The organism is Hymenobacter yonginensis (assembly GCF_027625995.1).
Classification (GTDB): Bacteria; Bacteroidota; Bacteroidia; order Cytophagales; family Hymenobacteraceae; genus Hymenobacter; species Hymenobacter yonginensis.
The window spans coordinates 3987011-4010830 of the sequence record NZ_CP115396.1 but is presented as its reverse complement, the minus strand read 5'-3'; the positions used below and the strand labels follow the sequence as shown (position 1 = coordinate 4010830).

Here is a 23820-nt window from a genome sequence, read left to right as displayed (position 1 = left end):
CCCCTAGCCCCCTCTCCAAAAGAGAGGGGGAACTAGCACTAGTTTTCTATCTAGTACTAGAAGCGGGTGGCTAGTGAGGCAGAGAATGTGAATTAAAAACTACTTTTTTAAAGCTAGTTCCCCCTCTCTTTTGGAGAGGGGGCTAGGGGGTGAGGTCCCAGGAGTGAGGCAACTACGTGAGGCTTTTTGGCTGCATCTGCATGCGGCTTAGGTTCAGCTCCAGGTCGTCGTCTTCCTCGTGGTAGTTGTCGTCGTAGTGCTTGATGCCCGACTGGTCGATGACGTCCTCGTCCTTACCGTGCTCGAAGGTAACCAGCAGGCAGGGCAGCAGAATCAGGTTGGAGAAGTTGGTAATCAGCAAGCTAGCCGACATCAGCAGGCCTAGCGCCTTAGTGCCGCCAAACTCCGAGAAGGCAAACACCGAGAAGCCCAGAAACAGCACAATGCTGGTGTAAATCATGCTGGTGCCGGCCTCACTGAGGGTGGTGCTGATGGCGGCCTTCACGCGGCGGCCGTTTGCGGCCATTTCCTGCCGGAACTTGGCCAGCAGATGGATGGAGTTGTCGCCGTCGATGCCCAGCGCAATGCTGAAAATGAGGGCCGTGCTGGGCTTGAGCGGGATGCCGAAGTAGCCCATAATGCCGCCCGTTAGCAGCAGCGTGAAGAAGTTGGGCAGCAGCGTGAAGAACACCGCCCGGATGCTGCGGAACAGGATCAGCACCACCAACCCCACCAGCGCAAAGGCAATCAGCAGGCTTTCCTTGAGCGTACCAATCAGGTATTCGTTGCCCTTGGTGAAGATGATGGTGGTGCCCGTGAGCTTCACGTCCATGCCGGTGCCGTTGAAAATCTTGCGGATTTCGGGCCGGATGCCGTTGTTGAGCAGCGTATCGAGGTTGTGGGAGCCGATGTCGGCAATCTTCAGCGAGATGCGGGCCCGCTGCATGGTGCTGTCGGTGAAGGAGCGCAGCAGCTTGCTGGTGAGGGCTCCTTCGCTGCCTTTAGTGCTCTGGGAGCGGGCCAGGTAGCTGAATACGTAGTTCTTCTCGGAGTTATCGGGCAGGCGGTAGTAGTCAGGGCTGCCGTTGTAGAAGGCCTGGGTGGAGGCTTTCAGGAAGGTCACCACGCTTACCGGGGTCGTCAGCACGGGCTGGGTGCGCAGGTAGTTTTCCAGCCGGTCAATCTTCTCCAGATTTTTGAGCTTGAGCAGGCCCTTGGGCTTGCCCGTGTCCACCACCAGCTCCAGCGGCATCACGCCGTTGAAGTGCTGCTCGAAAAACTTCAGGTCGGAGTTCACCGACGAATCCTTGGGCAGATCATCCACCATGTAGCTCACCGAGCGCACCTTGCTCACGCCAAATCCGGCCAGCACCGCAAACACCAGCGCCGCAATGTACACCGTGCGGCGGCGCTCCAGCACCAGATAATCGAAGAACTCCAGCAGCTTCATCAGCGGCTTGGCTTCCAGGTGCTCCAGCTGCTTGGGCGTGGGCGGCGGCAGAATGGTGAACACAATCGGCATCAAGATAAACGACACCGCGAAGGCCACGAAGATGTTGATGGTGGCCACCGCCCCAAACTGGAACAAGATGGCAATGTTGGTGAAGCAGAACACCACGAAGCCGATGGCCGTGGTGGTATTGTTCATCAAGGTTACGAGTCCAATTTTGCGCACCACCCGGGCCATCGCCAGCACCTGGTTGCCCGATTTGCGGTAGTCGTAGTGGTAGCGGCTGAGCAGATAAGTACAGTTCGGAATCCCGATTACGATGATAATACTCGGAATCAGCCCCGTCAGCAGGTTGATTTTGTAGCCCATCAGCACCATCGAGCCGATGCACCACACCACTACAATCAGCACAATCAGCAGCGGAAACACCACCGCCGACCACGTGCGGAAGAACATGAGCAGCGTGAGGGCCATCATCACGATGGTCAGGCCCACGAACAGCTTCATTTCCGAAGCCACCTTGGTGGTCATGGTGGCCCGCACATAGGGCAGGCCGGCGTAGTGCATCTTGATGCCGGTTTTCTGCTGAAACCGTTCGGCGTGGCCCAGAATCTCCTTCATCACGGCTTCCCGCTTGCTGGAGTTCAGGTACTTGGGGTCCATGGTGAGGGCCAGCAGCGTGGCCCCGGTGGTAGGCGAAATCAGCTGGCCTTTGTAGAATTCTTGGGAGTTCACCACCCGCATCAAGGAGTCCAGCTCGGGCTGAGTCTGGGGGAAGTTGCGGAAGATGGGCTCGGCCCGGAACGTGCGCAGGGTGGTATCCTTAACCAGCCGCGGCAACCGCGTAACGCCCAGAATGCCGTTCACGCCCCGCACCTGGCTGAGCGTGTCCGTCAGCAGCCGCAGCTCATTGAAGTTGCCGAGCTGGTACACCGAACTGTCCTGCATGCCCAGCACCAGCACGTTGCCGTCCTCGCCAAACTGCCGCTTGAACTGCTGGAAGTACACCATGTCCGGGTCGGTGGGGCTCACCACCTGGGCAAAATCGTAGGTCATTTCGATTTTGCGGGCCTGCCAGCCCATGAACACCGTAATGAGGGCCAGCAGCCCTACCAGCAGGCGGCGGTTCTTGATGACGAACAGGGCGAGGTTTCTCCACATAGGCTGCTAAAATGCAGCAAAGGTACGCAACCCCAGGCAGCTATCCGGTGAGGCTCAGCCATTAAAGAAACCCGAGGTGCGGGCCGCGGGCCGGGCGCCGCGGCCGGGCCGCGTTTTTTTACTGCCGCACCAGGGAACATTTTATGGCACTTCCAGCGTAAGTAGGCCCACTACAAGCCGTTGCAGCACTCAGAAATTGAATTATACCGCGCCGGGTGTAGTGTTTTTCTTTTGCCATGACCCTGTATAATTCCCCGGAGGCCCTGCTGACCTACAATCCGGTTTCCGAAACCCTGCTATTGAGCTGCAGCACCCCGCAGCTATCGGCGGCCTTCAACCAGGCCTACCAGCGGGCCTTGGAAGAAATGCGCATCCAGAACGTCGATAAGCTGCTGCTGGACCTGAAGCGCAACGCCCCGCCTACCGACGAAGACGCGGAGCTGCTGCGCCCCCTCACCAAAGCCCTGGCCGACCACGCCACCCGCCCGCTGTTTATTGCGGCCGTGGTGTCCGAGGGGCAGTATCATCACCAGATCGGCAGCTTGCTGGCCACCGCGCCCCTGCCGCCCGCGCAGGTGCAGTTCAACTACTTCACCTCCCGCCGCGACGCCACCCAGTGGCTGAGCGAAAACTGATTCTCCTGCCCTCTGGCGCATAAAAAAAGCCGTCCCGGAAGTTGTCCGGAACGGCTTTTCTATGCCCGAGAAGTCAGGTGGCTAGTGCACTACTTCCACCCAGCCTTTCCAGCTTTCGCCGGTGCTGCTCTTGAGCTGGTAGAAATACACGCCGCCGGGCACGTTGTCCTGGCCCCAGCCCTGGGTGTAGTTGCTTTGCTCAAATACCTTCTTGCCCCAGCGGTTGAAAATCTGGATGTCAACCGGCTGCAGGGTCACGAAGGGCTTAAACGTGTCGTTGAGGCCGTCGCCGTTGGGCGTAATGACGTTGGGCTTCTCTTCTTTGAAAATATTCACCGTCACCACCCTGGCTTCCTCGCACTGGCCGTTAGGACCATACTTGGCCGTCAGGCGCACCTGGTAGGTGCCGGGGCGGGTGTAGGTGTGGCTGGGCGTAGCGCCCGTCCCGAAGGTGCCGTCGCCGAAGTCCCAGACGTAGCTGCCCACGGCGGCCGTAGCCGTGCTGCTGAAGGCCACGGGCACGCCCGTAAACTCATTGACTACGCCCGCCGCCGCCGTTACCTGCGGCCGCGGCGCCACCGATACCAGCACGGTGTCTTTGCCGGTGCAGTTGTTGGGCGTGGTGGTGGTGAGGATATAGAACGTATTAGCCGTGGGCGAGGCCACTACCGTGCGACCCCGGGTGGTGTTAAGGCCCGTAGGCGGAAACCAGGCATACGTCACGCCCGGGCCGGCATCCGGCACGCTCAGCGTCACGGAGCCGCCTTCGCAGATGGTGCGGTCGGGGCCGGCGGCGGCGGGCGGCAGGCCAAACACCACAATCGTGTCGGTGGCCGTGGCGCTCTGGATGCAGTTGGAAGGGTCCGTGACGGTGAGGCGGGCAATGTAGGTGCCCGGGGTGTTGTACACCGTGCTTACCGTGGTGGTGGCATTGCTGGAGCTTTGGCCGTTACCAAACGTCCAGTTGGTGGAAGTGCCACTCACCGAAGGCCGGGTGAAATACACAGTCAGCGGCGCGCAGCCCGTCCGGATGCGTGAGCCGCCAGGTGTGGCTGAAGGCGTAAACGTGGCATCCAGCTGCAGCACGTCAATCTTGAAGGCGGCGTTGTTCCAGCTGGAGTTGTTGGTGGCCGAGAAGCCGTTGGGCGTGATGGGCAATGTAGCCGAGCCGCTACCCACGCACATCGACTGGTAGATGATGCCTTTCTTGTCGAAGCGCGAGGTACCGCCGTCTACGTGGCAGCTGCCGTTACCGAAGTAGGTGCCGTACACGAGGCCGCCGGCGTTGGCCGAGAGCTGCATGATGTAGAAATAGCCGAAGTTGCCCGACGAGCCCGACGACGACGTCTGGATGGCGTTGGGCGTTACGGGCATGTTGGCCACGTTGCCCCCGAAGCCCGACAGCAGAATCTGCCCGCAGTTGTCTACCAGGAAAGCCGTGGGCGAAATGTTGGTCCCGCCCGAGTTGCCGTTGCCTATCACCGTAGAGAAGCGCGTGGTTGTCAGCAGGCGGTTGATTTTGTGGATAAACTGCAGGCTGTTGGGGTTAGAATACACGCCCGGCGACACGGGGTACGCCCCGTCGGTCTGCCCGAACAGGTACACCTCACCCTGGCGGTCGAGCTGCAGAAAGTAAGCCTGGTCGTAGCCGGCCGTGCCGATGTAAGACGCTTGGAACAGGTCGTTGCCGGCGGCCGCAATGCGCGCCACAAAGCCGTCGGCGCTGCCGCCGCGGTACTGCGGGTTGAGGCCGCCCGTGGTGCCGGGGAAGTTGGTGCTGGTAGTGCCGCCGCTCACGAACACCGTGCCGGTGCTATCTACCTGTACCGAGTAGGCCGCATCTTCACCCGAGCCTCCCAGGAACGTGCTCCACGTCAGGCTGTTGAGGCCGGAGGTAAACTTGGCTACCACGGCATCGGAGTTGGCACCCTTGGTACCCTGGAAGCCGTTAACGATAGGGAAGTTGGCCGACGAGGTCATCGTGGCCAGATAGATATTGCCCTGGGCATCGGTGGTCACGTCGCCGCGGTAGGTGTCGTTGTAGTTTTTGTCGAGCGTGCCGGTAATCTGGCCATCGGCGCCGTTGCCGCCAAAGAAGGTGGAAGCCAGCAGCTGCGTACCGGTTGGGTTCAGCTTCGACACCACAATGTCGGCCCCGGTGTTGAAGCTCACATCATAAGCGCCGGTGGTAGTAGGAAAGTCGGAGGAACTGGTGGTACCCAGAATCACCAGGTTGCCGGCGGGGTCCACCACCATGCTGTGCGGATGGTCGTCGGAGGCACCGCCAATGTAAGTGCCGTAGATGCGCGAAGCCGCCCGCGTGGTAGCCGACGGGTTGAACTTCATGATACCGTAGTCCTGGCTGCCGGCAAAGCTCACGTCGTAGGCACCGGTGGTGGTCGGGTAGCCGGCGGCAAACACCACCCCGCCGGCGTACAGGTTGCCCTGCGCGTCGTAGGTGGCCGTGTAGCCGTAGTTGCTGCCCGTCGAGCCGGTGTAGGATGAGTACACCAGCACGGGGTCAATCACCAGTGGCAGGGCGTGGTTGTAGTCCTGCGGGAAAGCAAACGAGAGGGTGTTGTCGGCGCTCAGCACGTAGCGGCAGGCCACCGGCGTTTTGCGGCCGTTCTGCAGCTGGTACGCCACCGGGCTTTGCTCCAGCACGGTACCCACCGAGGTAGTAACCTGCAAAGCCCCCTTCACGATGGCGAGCTTCTGCTGGCCTTCGTAGCGGAGCTTGATGCGGTTGGCATCGGCACCGGGCGCCAGCTCGAAGTCGTACTCCAGCTGCTCGTCGTGGGTGTAGAAGCGCAGGTTGGTGCCGGGGTACAGTTCTTGGTAGCGTACCTCGTTATAGGAAGGCACGTTGCTGGCCCACTTGCTGCGGTCCTTGCCCAGGAAGTAGTTGGTCACCTCGCCGGTTTCGTCGCCGCCCTTCACCAGCGCCTGCAGGTTGGCGCCCACAAACGACACCGAGTAGGCGTGCGCCTTGATGCGGTGGTCGCGCCCGTCGGGCTTGTGGTGGTGCAGCTCCTCCACAGCCTTGGTGTCGTAGAGGGTTTGCAACAGGCGCCCCCGCTCCAGGTACAGGCGGCCGCCGGGCACATCGGTAGCAAACAATACGGGCCGCGCCCACTGGTTGCGGTTAGCTATAAACTGCAGGTGGCGTGCTTCGGTGGGAGCCGCCACGGGGCCCTCAGATGCTGCCGCCACGGCCGGCGCCGCTGCCAGCAGCCCCACAGCAGCCAGCAACCCCTGGAAAGCAGAAGTACGGTACCCCGAAATAGTAGAAATTCCCATCTAAAAAATTTATGTGTTGGATGAAAGACAATGAAACTGACTGAAAACCAACTGCTAACCCAAGGCACGCATGAGCGGCAAGCAAAGGACAGTCAGCAAAAAAACTTCCCCCAAGTAAGCAATATTCTTTTCGAATGCCGACAAGGCAGTAGCTATTTTACAGGAAAAATTTCAACTTATCCAACTGTGAATGAGAACCTAACTGCGGGCCGCGGCTTTTCCGGCCCCACCCTTCGGGCATAGAAGAGCCCCATCCCGTGCAAACAGGATGGGGCTCTTCTATGCCCGAATAATATTCAATTACTCCTATAGTTGCTCGAAAATACGCGACAGGCTTACGGCCTCGCCGATGTAGCCGCGCAGCTCCGAAATAGGCATGCGGGTCTGCTCGCGCGAGTCGCGGTGGCGCACAGTCACGGTGTTGTCTTCCAAAGTCTGGCCATCTACCACGATGCAGAACGGCGTGCCGATCAGGTCCTGGCGGGTGTAGCGCTTGCCGATGGCGTCGCGCTCCTCCATCACCACCCGGAAGTCGTAGCGCAGGCTGTTGAAGATTTCCTCGGCCTTCTCGGGCATGCCGTCCTTTTTCACGAGCGGGAAAATGGCGGCCTTGATGGGGGCCACGGCCGGGTGCAGCTTCAGGAAGGTGCGGGTTTTGGTTTGCTCCTTCTCGCCTTCGCCTTCCGTGATGGTTTCCTCGGTGTAAGCCTGGCAGAGCGTGGCCAGGAACAGGCGGTCGGCGCCCACGCTGGTTTCCACCACGTAGGGCACGTAGTTGCCGTAGGGCTTGCCGGTTTCGGGGTTTACGTCGGCATCGAAGTACTGCTGCTTTTTGCGGCTGAGCTCCTGGTGCTGCATCAGGTCAAAGTCGGAGCGGGAGTGGATGCCCTCGATTTCCTTGAAGCCAAACGGGAATTCGTACTCGATGTCCACGGCGGCCTTGGCGTAGTGGGCCAGCTTGTCGTGGTCGTGGAAGCGGAGCTTGGCGGCGGGTAAGCCCATCACCTCGTGCCAGCGGCGGCGGGTGGCCTTCCACTTGTCGTACCACTCGCCTTCGGTGCCAGGCCGCACGAAGAATTGCATTTCCATCTGCTCGAACTCCCGCATGCGGAAGATGAACTGCCGGGCCACAATCTCGTTGCGGAAGGCCTTACCGATCTGGGCAATGCCAAACGGCACCTTCTGCCGCGCCGACTTCTGCACGTTCAGAAAGTTGACGAAGATGCCCTGGGCCGTTTCGGGGCGCAGGTAGATCTTGCTGGAGTCTTCGGCCACGGCCCCGATCTGGGTCGAGAACATCAGGTTGAACTGGCGCACGTCGGTCCAGTTGCTGGTTTTGCTGATGGGGCAGATGATTTTCTCGTCGATGATGAGCTGCTTCACGCCGGCCAGGTCTTCCGAGGTCAGCAGGCGGCCCATTTCAGCCAGCAGGGTTTCGGCGCGGGCCAGCTCGCCGTTCTTCTCGTACTCGGCGGCTTTGTCTTCCAGCAGCACGTCGGCGCGGTAGCGCTTCTTGCTGTCGAGGTTGTCGATCATGGGGTCCGAGAAGCCGTCGACGTGGCCGGAGGCTTTCCATGTGAGCGGGTGCATGAAGATGGCCGCGTCGATGCCCACCACGTTCTGGTTGAGCTGGGTCATGGCCTTCCACCAGAGCTGCTTGAGGTTGTTTTTGAGCTCCACGCCGTTGGGGCCGTAGTCGTACACGGCGGCCAGGCCGTCGTAGATTTCCGAGGAAGGGAATACAAAGCCGTATTCCTTGGCGTGCGACACGATATCGGCCAGGGTGTTTTCGGCCGTGGCGGCGGGTTTCTGCTCGTTGCTCATGCTGTATAGAGAAGTAAGAGGCGTTGGCTGTCATTCCGACGAAGGAGGAATCTCGCTAGTACGGTAACTGATTATGCTACACTAGCGAGATTCCTCCTTCGTCGGAATGACAGTTGCTCCCGGCAAAAGTAGCTAAAGCCGGCGCTAGTAGCCTAGCCGCAGCCGCAGAAGAGGCATTGTCGGCGTGCCAATCAGTAATTTAGCGGTTCCTGAATATTGGGGGCTAACCCCGAACGGCTTCCTGCGTTTAGCGCCTCAAATAGGAGCCGGCCGGGTAGTGCCGTAACAATTTCATAATCTTGCCGCCCCTAAGGGTAAGTCTACCTTTGGATGATGAAAACCGTCTTTTCACCAATTCCCTTCTTATGTTTGGCTTAGAGCCTCACGTGCTGCTGTTGCTGGCTGCCTGCCTGGTAGCGGCCTGCGCGTTCGAATTTGTTAATGGCTTTCACGACACGGCCAACGCCGTGGCCACGGTCATCTACACCAACGCCCTGCGGCCCTGGGTGGCCGTAGTCTGGTCGGCGTTCTGGAATTTCATCGGCGTGTTTTCCGGCGGCATTGCCGTGGCCATGGGCATCGTGTACCTGCTGCCCGTCGAAAGCCTCGTCGATCAGAACGTCTACCACGGCATTGCCATGGTGGGGGCCCTGATTCTGGGGGCCATCATCTGGAACGTGGGCACCTGGTACTACGGTCTGCCCTCGTCGTCGTCGCACGCCCTGATTGGGTCTATCCTGGGGGTAGGCATTGCCTTCAGCTTGCTGCCCGGCTCGCAGAACGCGGCCGTCAACTGGAGCAAGGCCGGCGAAACCGGCATTGCCCTGCTCACGGGCCCGCTGTTCGGCTTCTCGCTCACTATCATCATGATGTTCTTACTGAAGCGGTTTGTGCGCAACAAGTCCATCTTCAAGGAGCCCAACAAGCACAAGCCACCGCCCATCTGGATCCGCCTGATCCTGATTGCCACCTGCACGCTGGTGAGCTTTTTCCACGGCTCCAACGACGGCCAGAAAGGCGTGGGTCTGATCATGCTGATCCTGATCGGCATCGTGCCCACCTATTTCGCCCTCGACAACGGCAAGAACCCGCTGGACATGCGCGACTCGCTGGTGAAGATTGAGCAGGTGATGGGCAAAGTAAACCCCACCGAGCTGAGCCCCGCCGACCAGAAGATGCTGGCCGAAATCAAAAGCCAGACCGACACGCTCGACGCCATTTTCGCCGGCAAAACCAGCGTGGCCCAGCTCCCACAGGACGCCCGCTTCCAGATCCGCAAAGGCATCCTGCTGACCTCGAACCGCGCCAAGAAGCTGCTCGGCAGCGAGCGGGTAAGCCTGAGCACCGCCGACCGCGCCACCTACGACACGGCCATTGCCAACATGAAGTCGTTCACGGACTACGCCCCCTTCTGGGTGCTGCTGGCCGTGTCGCTGTCGTTGGCCTGCGGCACTATGATCGGCTGGCAGCGCATCGTGAAAACCATCGGCGAACGGATCGGCAAGGAGCACCTGACCTACGCCCAGGGCGCTTCGTCGGAGCTGGTGGCCGCCGCCATGATTGGCGTGAACACCGCCTACGGCCTGCCGGCTTCCACCACGCACGTGCTGTCATCGGCCATTGCCGGCTCGATGGTGGCCAACCGCGGCATCAAGAACCTGAACCCGCAGATGGTGCGCAACATTGCCCTGGCCTGGGTGCTCACGCTGCCCGTAACGATGGCGCTGTCAGGCGGTTTGTTCCTGCTGTTCCGCGCCATTCTGGGCTAGCAGCCAGCGGCACCTTTCCTGCCTTAATACAAAAAAGCCGCTCTTTTGCAAGAGCGGCTTTTTTATGTGCCTGCTTTTTGGGCAGTGGGCAAAATGAGGATAACTGCTGGCTGGCTGTAGTATAGTGCAGGCTAAATACTTACAAAATCAGCCACTTATCCACTTATCCACACGGTTTTTGCCGTGTTTTGTGGATAACCTTGGTTTTAGGCAGGCCACTGTACGTCAAGGTCTTCGGATATAAACACCCCGAAGTTGACAAACTGCAGCTCGTTCTCATCAAAGTAAAGGTCAATCATTTCCTTCTCGTAGGAAATGCGCATTTCGCCGGTATCCATCTTCTCGGTCTCGCTGGCTTCGTGGCCGTGGCGGCTCATGAGGGCCTGGATTTCGTCGGGCGTTTTGCCGTGGATGTTCTCGCCATAAAGGCGCATGCCGGGGTGGTCGGTTTCGATGCAGCTCAGGCGGAAGTCGTCTTCGCGGTCGAAGTACAGAGAGTAACCTTCCTCGAGGTAGTTCCAGGCCTGGTGCTCAAACTCGTCGTCGTCTTCCGACTCTTCGATTTCTTCGGGCTCACCCATCAGGGCGCGCACCTCGTCCATGGTGGCCCCGAAGCGGAGCGGGCCCATGCCGGTGCCCAGGGTAATTTCGTTTTCGTCGAGGCTCTGAGGCGTTGCGTTTGTCGGGGTCATAGCGCTTGGGTTGGGGGTAGTTCTTGGAGAAAGTAAAGGTAGGAGGTTGAGGGTTGATAAGTGGCGGCGGCCTAGTAGGTGCAGGCGGATTCCCTGCTTACTGGGGCACCGCGCGGGCGCAATCGGGGCCGGCTTTATTTGGCAGCGGCAACTACCGGCCACCTATCAACACTATGCACCGGCTTATCAACATTTCACGGCTCATTTCCCGTAGCGAGCTTCAAAATCGGCGCGCTGCTGCACGTAGTCGGGGTGGGTTTTGGCCTGGTCCCATTTGCGCTTAAATATGGCGGCGGCTTCGGCTTTTTCGGGGTCTTCGGGCGAGCGGGGTAGCTCCTCGCGGCCGTGGGCCCCGCTCTGGCCCTTCTTATCGGCCGGCACGGGCCCCGCGTACTTTTTGCCGCCCTGGTGGTTGGCGTAGCGCCGGGCACGCGTGAAGCCCATCTGCAGGAACTTCCGGGCCATGTCGGCTCCCACAAAGTCGTGCGCCTTCAGATAGGCCTCAAACAGCCCATAAATAGTTTCCGACGACTCCCGGGCCACTGCGGGCGTGCGGAAGCGCCAGTGGGGCAGAATTTCGCTTTTGTAGGGCTCCACCAGCAGCACACCCTGCTCGCCCTTGCCCACGCGGTATAGCTCGGGCTGCTCGCGCAGGTTGAGGTGCCGGAAATCCTGGTCGTAGTTGAAGGGCATGGCGGGAGAGGTTGCCCGCTGTATACGGCGGCCGCGGCTCCCTGAGTTTCCGGCGCGCTGGATTTGATTTTCCTCCGGCCCATTTGAAACGCTGGACCGGAAGCCTCTTTTTTTTTGAGGGCCGGCCGGGTTGTCCACAGGGTTAATAACTTTTTAAAAGAAGAAATTTTAAGAAATCTTTTTAATCTCCATCGTTAGGGCTGTGTATAAGTGGACAATCGGCGGGAGTAATCCACAGCGCGGATAACTTGTGTACAGCTTCGGGTTTATGCACCGTCTATCAACAGGGTATGTGGATAGTAAATTGCTGACAATAAGAATCATAACCATCTTTTTCACAATCCACATAGCTTATCCACTAATCCACAATCCACAGCCAGCAGGGTGTGTGGATTGTGGTGAAAACCGGGGGAAGTTGTCCACCCTTATCCACGCGGTGTGGATAGCAGAATGGGGGTGTAGGGGCAGCCAGAAACGCAAAAAAACTTATCCTGATTTTCTCCACGCGTTATCCCCAGGTTGCGGCAGTATTATCCACAGGTTAAGCCGTTTAGCCGAATGCCAGTGGAAAAGGCTGTGCAAAACCTGTGGAAAAGGAGAAGAAAACCCGCTCAGTGACTGGAATAAGCCGGTTTTGAATGTGGATAGCGCTTCGCACAGGGGGTGAAACCCCACAAATCGGCCGGAATCCGCCCGAACACGGCCGGCCAGCCGTGGAACATAAATCATTGAAAAGCGGCCATACGCATCAGAAACTCGCATTTCACCCTAATAGAAGTAACTTGAAAAAGCGTTCCACGCATTTTTTCGGCCTGTAAAGGTGGTTTCTGGCCTGCCAGTGCGCAACCAGCTAAAGCCGGACTCTTATCCGCTGCAACTGCCCAACGTGAACTGCGGAACAGCTCCGGTCCGTCGGTTCTTTTTAGCCGTCGGGCCGGTCGTCATCAGAACTACCGGCCGGCTCCCGCATGCCAACTCGCAGGCCTACCCTGGCCGACCCGGCAGGTGATGAAGCCGCCGGACCGGAGCTGCTGGCTCTGAACACCCACGTTTCCTCCCTCTGGGCTTATCATGGCTGCAGTATTATGGGCCACCCTAACAGCCACGAAAAAGCCCTCGGGTTAGCGTCTGGCCGTTGAAACGGAACAGGCGCTAACCCGAGGGCAAGGTTGCGGCGTGAATATCGGCTAGAACGCTAGGCGGATGTCTTCCACTTCCCAGTTGGCACGTATCTGCACAGGCTGGGGCAGCAGGTACACCGGCTCGGCAGGCTGTAGCAGCAGCGGGTCGGCGCTGCGCCAGCGGCCGTCGGCGTCGGCATCAATCAGCACCCGGATGGTGTAGGTGCCGGGGGCCAGCCGGTCGAAGCGGAAGGTGTTGCGTGGGCTCTCCAGGGTAGCGGCCACGGCGCCCTGCGCATCAAGCAGCTGCACGTCGTAGCGCGTGTACTTGGTCTGAATGGTGCCGGCCACGCTGCCCGTGCCCGACTGCTCCGTAACGCGCAGCCGCAACGGCCGGGCCCCCAGTCGCTGCCCCGAAATGGTCGTGACGTTCAGGGTATCGAGGCGGAGCGTGACGGTGGTTTTTGCTTTGGTATTGAGTAGCACCGTGAGGCGCGAGCGGTCCGGGCTGAGCTTCACCTCAGGGCCCAGCGGCAGCGCCCGGCGCGTAGTGGAATCTTCCTGCAGCAGCACGGCAGGCTTGCTGGCCGCCACGCGTACAGGCTCCGTGAACACGAAGCGCACCTCGCCCTGCCTATACACTTCGCGCGGGCTGCCTTCCACCGAGTACACCGGCGGGCGGCGGGTGGGCGCCGTGCCCTGAAACTTCACGTTGATGGTGTCGCGGCTGGTGTTGCCGGCGCTGTCGGTGGCGGCCAGCAGGTAGCGGCCTTCCTGCAGGGCGGCGGTGCGGTAGAGCGCCACGGCCCGGCCCTGCTCCTGCAACTGCAGGGCCTCGGCCAAAGGCGCGGTGGCGGCCGCCCCGAGCGGAGCCAGCACGACCGTGCGCAGGCCCTCGTTGTAGCTCACCCGAAACTGCGTGGGGGCCGCCTGCTGGCCGCTCACCACGGGGCGGCGGGCATCGGGACGCACCAGCTCTAGGCGCACGGTATCGGGCCGGGCGCCAACCGTAATGGGCTGGGGCAGGTAGGCAATCTTCTCGCCGTCGTCGTAGCGGGTGTTCTGGTTTTTGTCGAGCAGGGCGTAGAGGCGGTAGCGGCCGGCCTTCAGGTTGCGCAGGCTATACGCGCCGCTCTTATCGGTGCGGGCCAGGTAGTAGGGCTTGCCGCGGCGCAGGCCGGCGGTGTCGGCCTCGGGGTAGAGCAGCACGGCGGCGGCATCGGCGGGCTGCTGCGTGAGCAGGGTGCGCACGGTGCCCACCACGGCCCCCGAATCGAGCACAGCCCCGGTGCTGAAGCTCACGCGGGCATCGGTGGCGGGCAGGCTCTCAGTGATGTCGCTGATGGCGTTGCCGAAGTTGAACGAGTAGGTGGTGTTTTCGTCGAGGGGCTTGTCGAACACCAGCGAAATGGCGTTGCGCTCCTCGCGCACCTTGTACTTGTTGTCGTCGGGGATGGTGGGCGCGATGATGAGGTTCTTCTGCAGATCCTTAAGCTGCACGGCTTCCGAAAACTCCAGCCGCACCACCTGGGTGCGGGAGTTGCGGGCGCCATTGGCCGGCACCGAGCGCACCAGCTTGGGCGGCACCGTGTCGCGCGGGCCACCCTGCGGCGAGCTGATGGAAGCGCAACCGGCCAGACCAGCAGCGGCCGAAAGCAGGAACAGGAAACTAGCGCGAGCGGACATTGTAGAGCAGAAGCGTGGAAATGGTAATTAGGGCCAACGCAAGGGCGGCAAAAAGCGCCGTCTTGCGGGTCGGCTTGTCGTCGTCCTCGGCCGCCGGCGTGGGCGGGTCGGGTACCAAGGCGGGGCGTTGTTGGAGCGTGTCGGCAAAAGGGCGGCGGGTGGTATCGGGCGTATACGAGGCTACCCTAACGCCGGACCGGGGCCGGGCCGTATGCGCCGGCAGCGGCTGAGTGACACTGGCTGACTGCCAACGCGGTAGCCCCTCCCCTACCCTACCGCTCCGCCCAGACAAAGGCCCGGCGGCCAGCAGGAGTCCGAGTACCAGAGCCGCCGGCGTGCGCATCAGCTCAGCGTTTGGTGGCCACGTAAATCAGACTCGAATACTGCCCTTCGTGCTGCTCGGCGTACTGGTTGGACTTGTAGCCGGCCTTCAGCACGGCCAGCATGCCGCCGTTGCGCTCGGCGCGGTGCTTCTCGCTGAGCATGCTCACGTAATAGGCATCCAGGGCCATCGGCAGCGTTTCCATCACCTGCATCTTGTGCTTTTTGAGCAGCTGGGTCATGGTTTTGGGGCTGAAATGATAGAGGTGGCGTGGCACGTCGTAGGCGGCCCAGTCCTGGCGATAGTGCTGGGCGTCGAGGCTATCCACGTTGGGCACCGCAATTAGCAGCACGCCGTCGGGCTTCAACAAGCTGATGAGCTGGGTGAGGGTTTCGTTCAGGGTATGAACGTGTTCCAGCACGTGCCAGAGCGTAATGGCATCGAAGGAACCAGCCTGATAGGTCACCAGGCTCTCGGTGCCGACGGGCTGGCCCACGCGGTGGCTGGCTTCCTCGCGGGCGCGGGCGTTGGGCTCCCAGCCGGCCACCTGCCAGCCGTCGGCCTTGGCGGCGGCCAAGAAGTGGCCCGTGCCGCAGCCATAGTCGAAGAGGCGGCCTTTGCGCGGCGCCAGCTTATTGAGCAGGCCCACCTTGCGGCGCATCGTGAAGAAGCGCGCCACTTTGTAGGCCTGGTTAATCATCCCCCCTGCCCCGCTGTTGTGCGACACGTACTCGTCGGACTCGTAGTAGCGGCCGATGTGGGCGGCGTCGGGCCGGGGGTTGGTGAACTGGAACGAGCACGCCTCGCACTGCTGAATGGCGAAACTCTCCTTGCTGACTGACTTATCCTCGACCACCAGCTTGTTGCGAAACTCCGTTTTGCCGCAAACCGGGCACTTCTCCAAACGCTCGTAAATCACAGATGCTCGCTGATTATGTTGATTCCGCTGATTGCGACGACCAGCCTGCGCAGAGAAGCCAGCCGCAAGGCGAAGGTACAAAACCAAACCGGCCGCCGTTTCGGAAAGAAACGGCGGCCGGTTTTGATAACAGGAACGTCACTAGCAAGAACGTCATTCCATCAGAACGTCATTCCGAGCGGAGCGAGGAATCTCGCGTGCTGACATTGCAATGGTAATCCAACATCAGCACGCGAGATTCCTCGCTGCACTCGGAATGACAGTTAGCCTCGGGCGAGTTCCCTCGCTCCGCTCGGAATGACGTGCTGGTTGCTCAGGATGACACCATTCTACCGCCCCAGGTACACCATCAGCACCGACACATCCGCAGGCGACACGCCGCTGATGCGGCTGGCCTGGCCCAGGGTTTCGGGCTGAATCTTGAGCAGCTTCTCGCGGGCTTCGTGCGAGAGGGCCGGCATGGCGGTGTAGTCGAGGCGGCCCTGAATCACGAAGTTTTCCAGCTCCTGCACGCGGGCGGCCTGCTGGTGCTCCTTTTCCAGGTAAGCCTCATACTTCACCAGAATTTCGGCCTGCTCCAGCGCGTCGGGTCGGTACGGGGCCAAAGCCAGGGTGAGTTCGGGCAGCACGCGGGCCAGGGCCGGCAAATCAATGCCGGGGCGGCGCAGCAGGTTTACGGCGCGGGTTTTCTCGCTGATAACGGCCGAGCCGATTTCCGTGAGCCAGGAGTTGATGTCCTGGGGCTCGATGCCGAAGTTCTTCAGCAACTTGGCTACTTCCTTAGTCTGCTGCTCCTTTTCGCGCACCAGCTGCATGCGCTCCTCCGAGGCCAGCCCCAGTTCGTAGCCCAGCGGCGTGAGGCGCAGGTCGGCGTTGTCCTGGCGTAGCAGCAGGCGGTGCTCGGCGCGGCTCGTGAACATGCGGTAGGGCTCGTCGGTGCCCTTGTTCACCAAGTCGTCGATGAGCACGCCGATGTAGGCTTCACTGCGCTTGAGCACGAAGGGGGCCTTGCTGTGCACCTTGTTGTGGGCGTTGATGCCGGCCATCAAACCCTGGCAGGCGGCCTCCTCGTAGCCCGTGGTGCCGTTGATCTGGCCCGCGAAGTACAGGTTCTGGATCAGCTTGGTCTCCAGGGTAAGCTGCAACTGCGTCGGCGGGAAGAAGTCGTACTCAATGGCGTAGCCGGGGCGGAACATCTTGGCGTTTTCGAAGCCGGCAATCTTGCGCAGGGCGCGGTACTGCACGTCCTCGGGCAACGAAGAGCTAAAGCCGTTCACATACACTTCCACCGTAGACCAACCTTCCGGCTCCACAAAAATCTGGTGGCGGTCCTTGTCGGCAAAGCGGTTGATTTTGTCCTCTACCGAGGGGCAGTAGCGTGGCCCCAGACCCTTTATGCGGCCCTGGAACATCGGCGACTTCTCGAAGCCCTCCTTCAGGATTTCGTGGACCTCGGAGTTGGTGTAGGTGATGTAGCACGGGCGCTGGTTGCGCAGCGCGGGCGTGTCGAGGTAGCTGAATTTGCTGGGCTCAGCGTCGCCGGCCTGCTCCTCCATCTTGCTGTAGTCGAGGCTGCGGCCGTCTACGCGGGGCGGGGTGCCGGTTTTCATGCGGCCGGCTTCGAAGCCCAACTCAATCAGTTGCTCCGTGATACCAGTGCTGCCCTTCTCGGCCGCGCGGCCGCCGCCAAACTGCTTCTCCCCGATGTGGATGAGGCCGTTCAGGAACGTGCCGTTGGTGAGTACCACCGACTTGCCCCGGAACTCGATGCCGATCTGGGTTTTCACGCCCACACACACGCCGTCTTCCACCACGAGGCCCGTCACGGCTTCCTGCCAGAAATCCACATTGGGCGTCTGCTCCAGCGTCATGCGCCATTCTTCGGCGAAGCGCATGCGGTCCGACTGCGCCCGGGGGCTCCACATGGCGGGGCCTTTGGAGCGGTTCAGCATCCGGAACTGAATCATGGTTTTGTCGGTGATGATGCCCGACTGGCCGCCCAGCGCGTCTACCTCGCGCACAATCTGGCCCTTGGCCACCCCGCCCATGGCCGGGTTGCACGACATCTGCGCGATGGTGTTCATGTTCATCGTCACCAGCAGGACCTTGGAGCCCATGTTGGCGGCCGCGGCGGCAGCCTCGCAGCCGGCGTGCCCGGCTCCTACTACAATGACATCGTATTCTTCTTGTTGCATCACGGATTTAGACGAATTTCTCGGATTACACGGATTCTGGCGGGCCTGACGCGAAACTTTTGCTTCGTGCATAACAGCGCCAAGCTGCGAGGGCGTCCGTAGTGAACAATATTCAGCCCGGTAGTCGTTCAACGCTGCGCGAAGCAAAGGCTTCACGCTACTCCGTTGTTCGACGCGCTACAGTTAAACAGAAAACGCCCGCGGTTGGCAGGCGCTTTGTCAGGAAAACCGTGGCTGAACGCCCCACGCAACACGCTCAAAACGTGGGCAAAGATACGCAGACCGGCGCGTTTTTGCGCGGCCGGGGCTTATGCTTCGTCCTCGGGCGCGAAGTCGTCCTCGTTCCAGCCGGCCAGTAGCTCGGCGGCCTGCCGGTTGACTTCCGGCCAGGAAAACGGCAGCCACTGTCCGGTCAGGCAGTCGAACACCTCGGTGGCGGCCGGGCACGGGAATAGCTTGTAGTCGAACTTGGGGTAGTTGTGGACCACGTAGCCGGGGTAGTAATAGGTGTGGCCCAGGGCGCGAGCGTGCTCCAGTTTCAGCAGCATGAGCACCTTGCCGAGGCTGAATTTTCGGTATTCGGGATGGTAGAAGTTCATGATGCCGGCCAGCGTGCGGGCTCCATTATCAAAGATGCCCGCCGCCACCAGCCGCGCCCCGTCCCGGATTTCCAGCACCTCCGTGCTGAACACGTTGTGGGTGGAGCCGGCCAGCAGAAACGCCTCCACGGTAGGCGGCGCATCGAAGGTGATAAAGGCCCGGTACGCCGCGTACAGCTCCTCCAGCTCAGCCGTCAGCCGGAACGGCCGCCGCTGGATGGTAAAGCGCTCAGCCACCCGTAGCAGGCGGCGCTGCTCGGGGCCGTAGTGCACGCGGGCCAGCTCCAGCCGCAGCCAGTGTACCGTGTACAGCCCACCGTCGATGGGTAGAAAGCGGCAGGTAAACAGGTCCTGGTGCATGCGGTAGTAGCCCTGGGCCAGGTAGTAGTCCAGCGCCGGGCCGGGAATGATGCGGATAGGTTGCGGAGTAGCGGACATAGCAGAGTCGCAAGGATACGAAGAACGTCATGCAGAGCGAAGCCGAATATGACGTTGCACGGTGTAGAAACGCAATATTTTGCGTCTCGTCGTTGCTGAGGTTGTGCAGGCAGCGTGGTTCCGGTCGTTCAACGACGAGACGCAAAATATTGCGTCTCTACACCGTGCAACAAAAAACGCCCACCAGATGGCGGGCGTTTCAATCAATTAGGGCCGTGCAGGCTAGAACGTGCGGAGCAGCAGGCAGTCGTCTTCTTTTTTGCGCATGGCGGTCTGGCTGAGCAGGTCCTTGTCGGCGTAGCCGAGCAGGTGGAGCACGCCGTGAATCATCACGCGGTGCAGCTCGTCGCGGAACGATACGCCGTGGGTAACGGCGTTTTCGCGCACCCGCTCTACCGAAATGAAGATGTCGCCCTCGATCATGTCAGCGTCGTCGGCGTTGTCGAAGGTGATGACGTCGGTGTAGGTGTCGTGGTCGAGGTACTCGACGTTGATCTTGTGCAGGTACTCGTCGGAGCAGAAGATGTAGGTGAGCTGCACGATTTCGTACTCATGCACTTCGGCTACCCGCTCAATCCAGGAGGTCAGCTCCTCGGCCTCAGCAACCTTGAAGTCCACGTCCTCCACCAAAAACTCAATCCCCGAGCCCTCGTTGGGGCCGAAGTCGTCTTCGTCCTGGTCGTCGTGCTGGGTTGGCAGGTCGCTCATGGCCGGGGCAGGCTGGTTAGTGGGAGTGTACTTCGGCGCCATTAACGGCCGAATCGGAATCGGTGGAAGGCGCGGGCAGCAGGAACGTGAGCTGCACGTTGCGGCCGTCTTTGTGGAACTCCACCTCGTCGGCGAGGTGACGGATCAGGAAGATGCCGCGGCCGCCGGGGTTTTCCAGGTTCTCGGGGGCCGTGGGGTCAATCAGGTTGGTGTAGTCGAAGCCCTGGCCTTCGTCCTCTACCTCAAACCGCACCTTGGTCTGGTCGGCGTACAGCGACAGGTACACGTTCTTGTCCTTATCGAACTTGTTGCCGTGGCGAATAGCATTATTGACCGCCTCCGTGACAGCCACCATGATATTGCCGTAGATATCGTCTTCGATGTGGAAGGCGTCTTTCGAATTGTCGATAAAGCTTTCCACTACGCGAATGTTCTCGACGAGGGAAGGAATCTGGATTTTAACTTGCTTCATTAGGTAGTGGTGAGGAGGCGGCGGGGCGCAAACTTAGCGAGTCGCTATTTCATTTTCTGAAAATATTCACTTACCTCCCGCTGATAGTAGGGCGTGAGGGCCGGCGGCACGGTGCGGAGCAGCTCGGTCTGGCGGTCTTTCTGGCGCTTGTACTGGTTGAAGGCGGGCGGAAATACGGGCGGGCGGGTCTGGGCAGTCTGGGCTTCACGCTTCTCCTCCTGGTCCCGCTCCCGAGCCGATTTCTCGGCTTCCAGCAGACGGGTAAGGATTTGACGCTGACGCATAATAGTCTGCTCCGTCAGCCGCTTGTTTACGAGGTCGGTTTCGGTTTGTTCCATTAATTTTTTCGCCTCGCCGGTGCCGCCACCGCCGGCGTCGCCCTTGCCTTCTTTCTGGCCGGGCTTACCGCCTTTCTGCTGCTTTTCCAGCTCCTGCAAGGCCTGGCGCAGCATCTGCTGCTGGGCGGCCAGCTTGGCCAGGTCCTCGGAGAGGGCGCGGCCGGTTTTGCCGCTTTGCTGCAGCTGCTGAATCTGCTGGTTGAGCTGCTGCTGCATTTTGCCGAGCTGGCCTTCGCCGGGGCTGCTGCCTTTTTTCTTCTTTTTGCCGGGCTTGCCCCCACCCTGTTGCTGCTGGCTCTGGCTGTCGCGCTGCTCCTGCTGCATCTGCTGCAGCGCCGAGTTCAGCATCAGGGCCAGGTTGTTCATGCTGGTCATGGCCTGCTGCTGGGTGGCGGTGGCGCGGCCCACGTCGCGCTGCCGAATGTGGTCGAGGCTTTCATCCATGCGGCCGTTCATCTCGCCTACTTCCCGCGTGATAAAGCTCTGCAGTTGAAACACGCGCTTGGCCAAAGCATATAAGGAGTCCTGCACCACGCGGGCGTCGTCCTTGAGCTTGCGCTGGGTCTGGCCGAGCTGCACGAAGCGCGGGTCGCTCTGGTCAACGCGGCGAAAGTCCTTGGCCAGGGCCTCCTGGTCGAAGCTGAGCTTGAGCAGGTTTTCGAGGATGTCGCGCAGGTCGTCGATGTTTTCCTGCTGCTGGTCCTGCTCTTCCTCGCTCATCTGCTGCTTCATCTTTTGGGCCATCTGCTGCATCTTCTGGGCGGCCTGCTTCTGGCTCTGGCTGGCTTTCTGGTTTTGGTTTTTGCTTAGCTGCTGCTCGCCGTCCTGCATCTGCTCGTCCACCTGCTCTTGCTCGGGCTTCATCTCGTCGGCGCCGTTTTCGCCTCCGAGCTGGTCGTCCATCTTCTTGAGGTCCTGCATGTCTTTCTTCAGCTCGTTGAACTCCTGCTGCTTTTGCTGCTGCTCTTTCTGAAGCTGGTCGTTTTTGGCCTTCTGCTGTTCGTTGCTGAGCTTGTTGTCGGGGTTCTGCTTGTCGTTTTTCTGGGTTTCGTCGGCTAGCTTCTGCTCGTCTTTGGCCAGCTGCTCCAGCTTGTCGAGGGCGGCTTCCTGCTTCTGCTCAAACTGCAGCTGCTTGAACATCTCGAGGGCGCGCTCAAGCTCTTTCTGCAAAGTGTTTTCCTTGTTTTCGAGCTGCTGAAGCAGTTTCTGCATGTCGGGCTGGGTCATGTCCTGCTGCTTTTCCAGCAGCTTCTGCAGCTCGTCGTAGAGTTTCTTGGTTTCGGGGTCGAGCAGGCTTTCCATCAGCTTCTGCAGCTCCTGGGCCTTCTCGGCCAGCTCCTGGCTTTTGGGGTCCAGCTCGTCCTGCTTTTGGGTCAGCTCATCAAACAGCTTCTTCATGTCCTGCATCTGCTGGTCCATCTGCTGCTTCTGCTGCAGCATGTCCTGCAGCTGCTTGCGGTCCTGGAAGTTCAAGTCGCGCTTGGTCTTAAGCTTGTCCTGGCTTTTGGCCAGCTCGCGCTCCAACTTCTTGCTTTGCTCGCTGGCTTTGCTGAGCTGGCTCTGCACCGACTCGGCCTGCGAGTTCAACTGCTCGCGCAGCTCGGTGCGGCTGGGCAGCCGGAACTCCGCCGCCCGCGTCCGCGCCGACTTGGGGCCGTGCACGCCGTCGTTGTCCCAGACCTGCACGAAGTACTCTAGCCGGTCGCCGGGCTGCATCTTCAAGGGGCGCAAATCCCACTGGTAGGCGTAGGCCTGCACCGGCCCACGCGCCAGCGGCAGCGCCCGCGCCTGAAACGCCGCATTGGGCCGGGCCTTGCTGGCAATGCGGTAGTGCAGCTGCAGGCGCGAGAGGCCGTAGTCGTCGCGCAGGTTGCCGCCGAGGGCCAGGTAGCGCAGCGAGGTGGTGTCGGGGAAGGATTCCAGGCTGATTTCCGGGCCCTGGTCGGCAATGGCCGTGAGCTGGTACTCGATTGGGTCGCGGTTGAGGCTGGCGGGGTTACGTAGGCGCACGGCGTAGTTCTGAGTACGGCTCACCAAGCGGGTGGCCGTGAAGGCGTCCTCGTCGCGGGCGGCGGTCAGCGTCACGTCGGGGTTCCGGAACAGCAGCTGGAGCTGCTCGGTGGCCTGGGTGGCGAAGCGCCAGCGCACGGTGCTGCCCTCCGGCACAGTGAGGTTGCCGGTGTTGCGGATAGTTTCGGCGGGCTTGCCCAGGTAAGCCGGGTAGGTCACGTCCACCTGAAAGTCGCGCAGGTTGGGGCGCTGGCGCAAGCGCAGGTCGTAGTCGGCTGAGGTGACGTCGGCGGCGGACAGCTGAAACGCCACGTCCTGCTGCAGCTGCTGAAACTGGTAGCTGAAGTGGCCGGGGCGGTCCTGCACGAGGTGCCGCTCGCGGCCGCCGTACTCAATCGTGACGTCGTTGGGCAGGGCCTCCCCTTCCACCGAAACCTGCAGCTTGAAATCTTCGCCTTTAAAAGCGGTAAGGGCTTTGTTTTCGATGATGAACCGGAACGGGGCCGGCGGCGCGTACTTCTGGCGGTAGTTGAGGATGCGGGCCGTGCCCTGCACGAAAAACGCCGGATACACCAGCAGCACGGCCATAATCACGAGGGCCGGCACGGCCACAAACTTCCACAGCGGCCGGGTTTGCTGCCGGATATTGATGCCGTTTTCGAACTGCACGCCCGCCAGCTGGCCGGCGCGCTGCTCCAGGCTGGCCGCAATCAGGGCGTTGCCCCGGGCCTGGTCCTGGAGCTGCAGCGCGTTCAGCAGCTTGTCCTGCACGTCGGGAAACAGCTCCCCTACGCGCTGGGCGGCCTGCTCGTCGCTCAGCAAACGGCGCAGGTTGGTGAGGGCCGCCAGCGGCTGCCAGATCCAGCGCATGAAGGTGTAGGCCACCAGCCCCAGAAACCCGAACAGCAGCCCGCCCCGCACCCAGGTGGGCAAGTACAGGAAGTATTCGAGCAGGTTGAGCACCAGAAACAGGCTTAACAGCAGCGCGCCCGCCACCAGGGCCCCGCGCACCAGCAGACTCAGGTAGAACTTACGCTTGAAGGCCTCCAGCCGGGCCAGCACTTCACGCAACGCAGATGTAGTAGCAGATGATTCTTGCGACACAGGCATATCCAACGGCCTCTAATGGCCTCCGGGGAAAGATACGGATTAAGCGGCGTGGGCTGCACGCCCCCGTGCCGATACAACCGGGTTTGGCGCGGGCCGGTTCCGAAAGCCGCGGCCCAGGCGTCCCGGTCTTCTGGCGGCAGCCAGCATAAAAAAAGCCCTGGCTGATAGACCAGGGCTTCTTGACAGGCTTTCCTTTGGATACCGGCACCGGCACCTGACTGCTATACAGCACATAAAGCAGCAGTAGCAGCAGCACGATGTAGCCTATGACCGGCGAAATGCGGCGCAGGTACCGCTGTTGTACAGCATCCTGCTCGTCAAGCGTGTGCAGATGATTGGGCGGAGAAGTCAGGGTCATAGAAATGGGCGAAGGTAGGG

The 23820-nt window shown here is 60.9% G+C and carries 15 protein-coding genes; 2 read left to right on the top strand and 13 right to left on the bottom strand.

Features of this window, described 5'->3' with window-relative positions; genetic code table 11:
* Positions 1-172: 172 nt before the first annotated feature.
* The gene (locus tag O9Z63_RS17285) at positions 173-2611 is read right to left on the bottom strand and encodes an efflux RND transporter permease subunit (protein WP_270126615.1); all 2439 of its coding nucleotides are present in this window, start codon (positions 2609-2611) and stop codon (positions 173-175) included.
* A 236-nt stretch (positions 2612-2847) separates the two neighbouring features.
* On the opposite strand from O9Z63_RS17285, the gene O9Z63_RS17280 reads away from it, so the two are divergent.
* On the top strand, positions 2848-3246 hold the full coding sequence (locus tag O9Z63_RS17280; RefSeq protein WP_270126614.1) for a hypothetical protein: 399 nt from the start codon (positions 2848-2850) through the stop codon (positions 3244-3246).
* Positions 3247-3327: 81 nt separating this feature from the next.
* On the opposite strand, the gene O9Z63_RS17275 is transcribed toward O9Z63_RS17280, so the two are convergent.
* A complete protein-coding gene (locus tag O9Z63_RS17275) occupies positions 3328-6546 on the bottom strand; it encodes a DUF7948 domain-containing protein (protein WP_270126613.1) in 3219 nt (1072 codons plus the stop codon).
* Between the two features lie 306 nt (positions 6547-6852).
* Positions 6853-8370, bottom strand: coding sequence for a glycine--tRNA ligase (locus O9Z63_RS17270; RefSeq protein WP_270126612.1), 1518 nt, complete (start codon positions 8368-8370; stop codon positions 6853-6855).
* 365 nt (positions 8371-8735) lie between these two features.
* On the opposite strand from O9Z63_RS17270, the gene O9Z63_RS17265 reads away from it, so the two are divergent.
* A complete protein-coding gene (locus O9Z63_RS17265; protein ID WP_270126611.1) occupies positions 8736-10139 on the top strand; it encodes an inorganic phosphate transporter in 1404 nt (467 codons plus the stop codon).
* 206 nt (positions 10140-10345) lie between these two features.
* On the opposite strand, the gene O9Z63_RS17260 is transcribed toward O9Z63_RS17265, so the two are convergent.
* The 10 genes from O9Z63_RS17260 to O9Z63_RS17215 all read right to left on the bottom strand — a co-directional run bounded on the left by O9Z63_RS17260 (position 10346) and on the right by O9Z63_RS17215 (position 23800).
* Positions 10346-10831 carry a hypothetical protein gene (locus tag O9Z63_RS17260; protein ID WP_052381321.1) on the bottom strand — a complete coding sequence of 162 codons (486 nt, stop codon included), beginning with the start codon at positions 10829-10831 and terminating at the stop codon, positions 10346-10348.
* A 201-nt stretch (positions 10832-11032) separates the two neighbouring features.
* Positions 11033-11524, bottom strand: a complete 492-nt coding sequence (locus O9Z63_RS17255) for a DUF4385 domain-containing protein (RefSeq protein ID WP_270126610.1) — start codon at positions 11522-11524, stop codon at positions 11033-11035.
* Between the two features lie 1187 nt (positions 11525-12711).
* Positions 12712-14331 carry an Ig-like domain-containing domain gene (locus tag O9Z63_RS17250; protein ID WP_270126609.1) on the bottom strand — a complete coding sequence of 540 codons (1620 nt, stop codon included), beginning with the start codon at positions 14329-14331 and terminating at the stop codon, positions 12712-12714.
* A 347-nt stretch (positions 14332-14678) separates the two neighbouring features.
* On the bottom strand, positions 14679-15572 hold the full coding sequence (locus tag O9Z63_RS17245) for a class I SAM-dependent methyltransferase (protein WP_044015164.1): 894 nt from the start codon (positions 15570-15572) through the stop codon (positions 14679-14681).
* 329 nt (positions 15573-15901) lie between these two features.
* Entirely contained in the window at positions 15902-17767 is a 1866-nt protein-coding gene (gene mnmG, locus O9Z63_RS17240; RefSeq protein WP_270126608.1) for a tRNA uridine-5-carboxymethylaminomethyl(34) synthesis enzyme MnmG, read from the bottom strand.
* A gap of 308 nt (positions 17768-18075) precedes the next feature.
* Complete coding sequence (locus O9Z63_RS17235; protein ID WP_270126607.1) at positions 18076-18804, bottom strand: GNAT family N-acetyltransferase; 729 nt, start codon at positions 18802-18804, stop codon at positions 18076-18078.
* A gap of 222 nt (positions 18805-19026) precedes the next feature.
* Positions 19027-19512 carry an rRNA maturation RNase YbeY gene (gene ybeY, locus O9Z63_RS17230; RefSeq protein WP_270126606.1) on the bottom strand — a complete coding sequence of 162 codons (486 nt, stop codon included), beginning with the start codon at positions 19510-19512 and terminating at the stop codon, positions 19027-19029.
* A 16-nt stretch (positions 19513-19528) separates the two neighbouring features.
* The gene (locus O9Z63_RS17225; protein WP_270126605.1) at positions 19529-19984 is read right to left on the bottom strand and encodes an ATP-binding protein; all 456 of its coding nucleotides are present in this window, start codon (positions 19982-19984) and stop codon (positions 19529-19531) included.
* 44 nt (positions 19985-20028) lie between these two features.
* Positions 20029-23442, bottom strand: a complete 3414-nt coding sequence (locus O9Z63_RS17220) for a DUF4175 family protein (RefSeq protein ID WP_270126604.1) — start codon at positions 23440-23442, stop codon at positions 20029-20031.
* Entirely contained in the window at positions 23396-23800 is a 405-nt protein-coding gene (locus O9Z63_RS17215; protein ID WP_270126603.1) for a hypothetical protein, read from the bottom strand. The genes O9Z63_RS17220 and O9Z63_RS17215 overlap by 47 nt, the downstream gene beginning before the upstream one ends.
* Positions 23801-23820: the final 20 nt, after the last annotated feature.

Coding starts and splice junctions, on each gene's coding strand:
- O9Z63_RS17285 (WP_270126615.1), bottom strand. CDS start 2,611: ATGTGGAGAAACCTCGCCCTGTTCGTCATCAAGAACCGCCGCCTGCTG.
- O9Z63_RS17280 (WP_270126614.1), top strand. CDS start 2,848: ATGACCCTGTATAATTCCCCGGAGGCCCTGCTGACCTACAATCCGGTT.
- O9Z63_RS17275 (WP_270126613.1), bottom strand. CDS start 6,546: ATGGGAATTTCTACTATTTCGGGGTACCGTACTTCTGCTTTCCAGGGG.
- O9Z63_RS17270 (WP_270126612.1), bottom strand. CDS start 8,370: ATGAGCAACGAGCAGAAACCCGCCGCCACGGCCGAAAACACCCTGGCC.
- O9Z63_RS17265 (WP_270126611.1), top strand. CDS start 8,736: ATGTTTGGCTTAGAGCCTCACGTGCTGCTGTTGCTGGCTGCCTGCCTG.
- O9Z63_RS17260 (WP_052381321.1), bottom strand. CDS start 10,831: ATGACCCCGACAAACGCAACGCCTCAGAGCCTCGACGAAAACGAAATT.
- O9Z63_RS17255 (WP_270126610.1), bottom strand. CDS start 11,524: ATGCCCTTCAACTACGACCAGGATTTCCGGCACCTCAACCTGCGCGAG.
- O9Z63_RS17250 (WP_270126609.1), bottom strand. CDS start 14,331: ATGTCCGCTCGCGCTAGTTTCCTGTTCCTGCTTTCGGCCGCTGCTGGT.
- mnmG (WP_270126608.1), bottom strand. CDS start 17,767: ATGCAACAAGAAGAATACGATGTCATTGTAGTAGGAGCCGGGCACGCC.
- O9Z63_RS17235 (WP_270126607.1), bottom strand. CDS start 18,804: ATGTCCGCTACTCCGCAACCTATCCGCATCATTCCCGGCCCGGCGCTG.
- ybeY (WP_270126606.1), bottom strand. CDS start 19,512: ATGAGCGACCTGCCAACCCAGCACGACGACCAGGACGAAGACGACTTC.
- O9Z63_RS17225 (WP_270126605.1), bottom strand. CDS start 19,984: ATGAAGCAAGTTAAAATCCAGATTCCTTCCCTCGTCGAGAACATTCGC.
- O9Z63_RS17220 (WP_270126604.1), bottom strand. CDS start 23,442: ATGCCTGTGTCGCAAGAATCATCTGCTACTACATCTGCGTTGCGTGAA.
- O9Z63_RS17215 (WP_270126603.1), bottom strand. CDS start 23,800: ATGACCCTGACTTCTCCGCCCAATCATCTGCACACGCTTGACGAGCAG.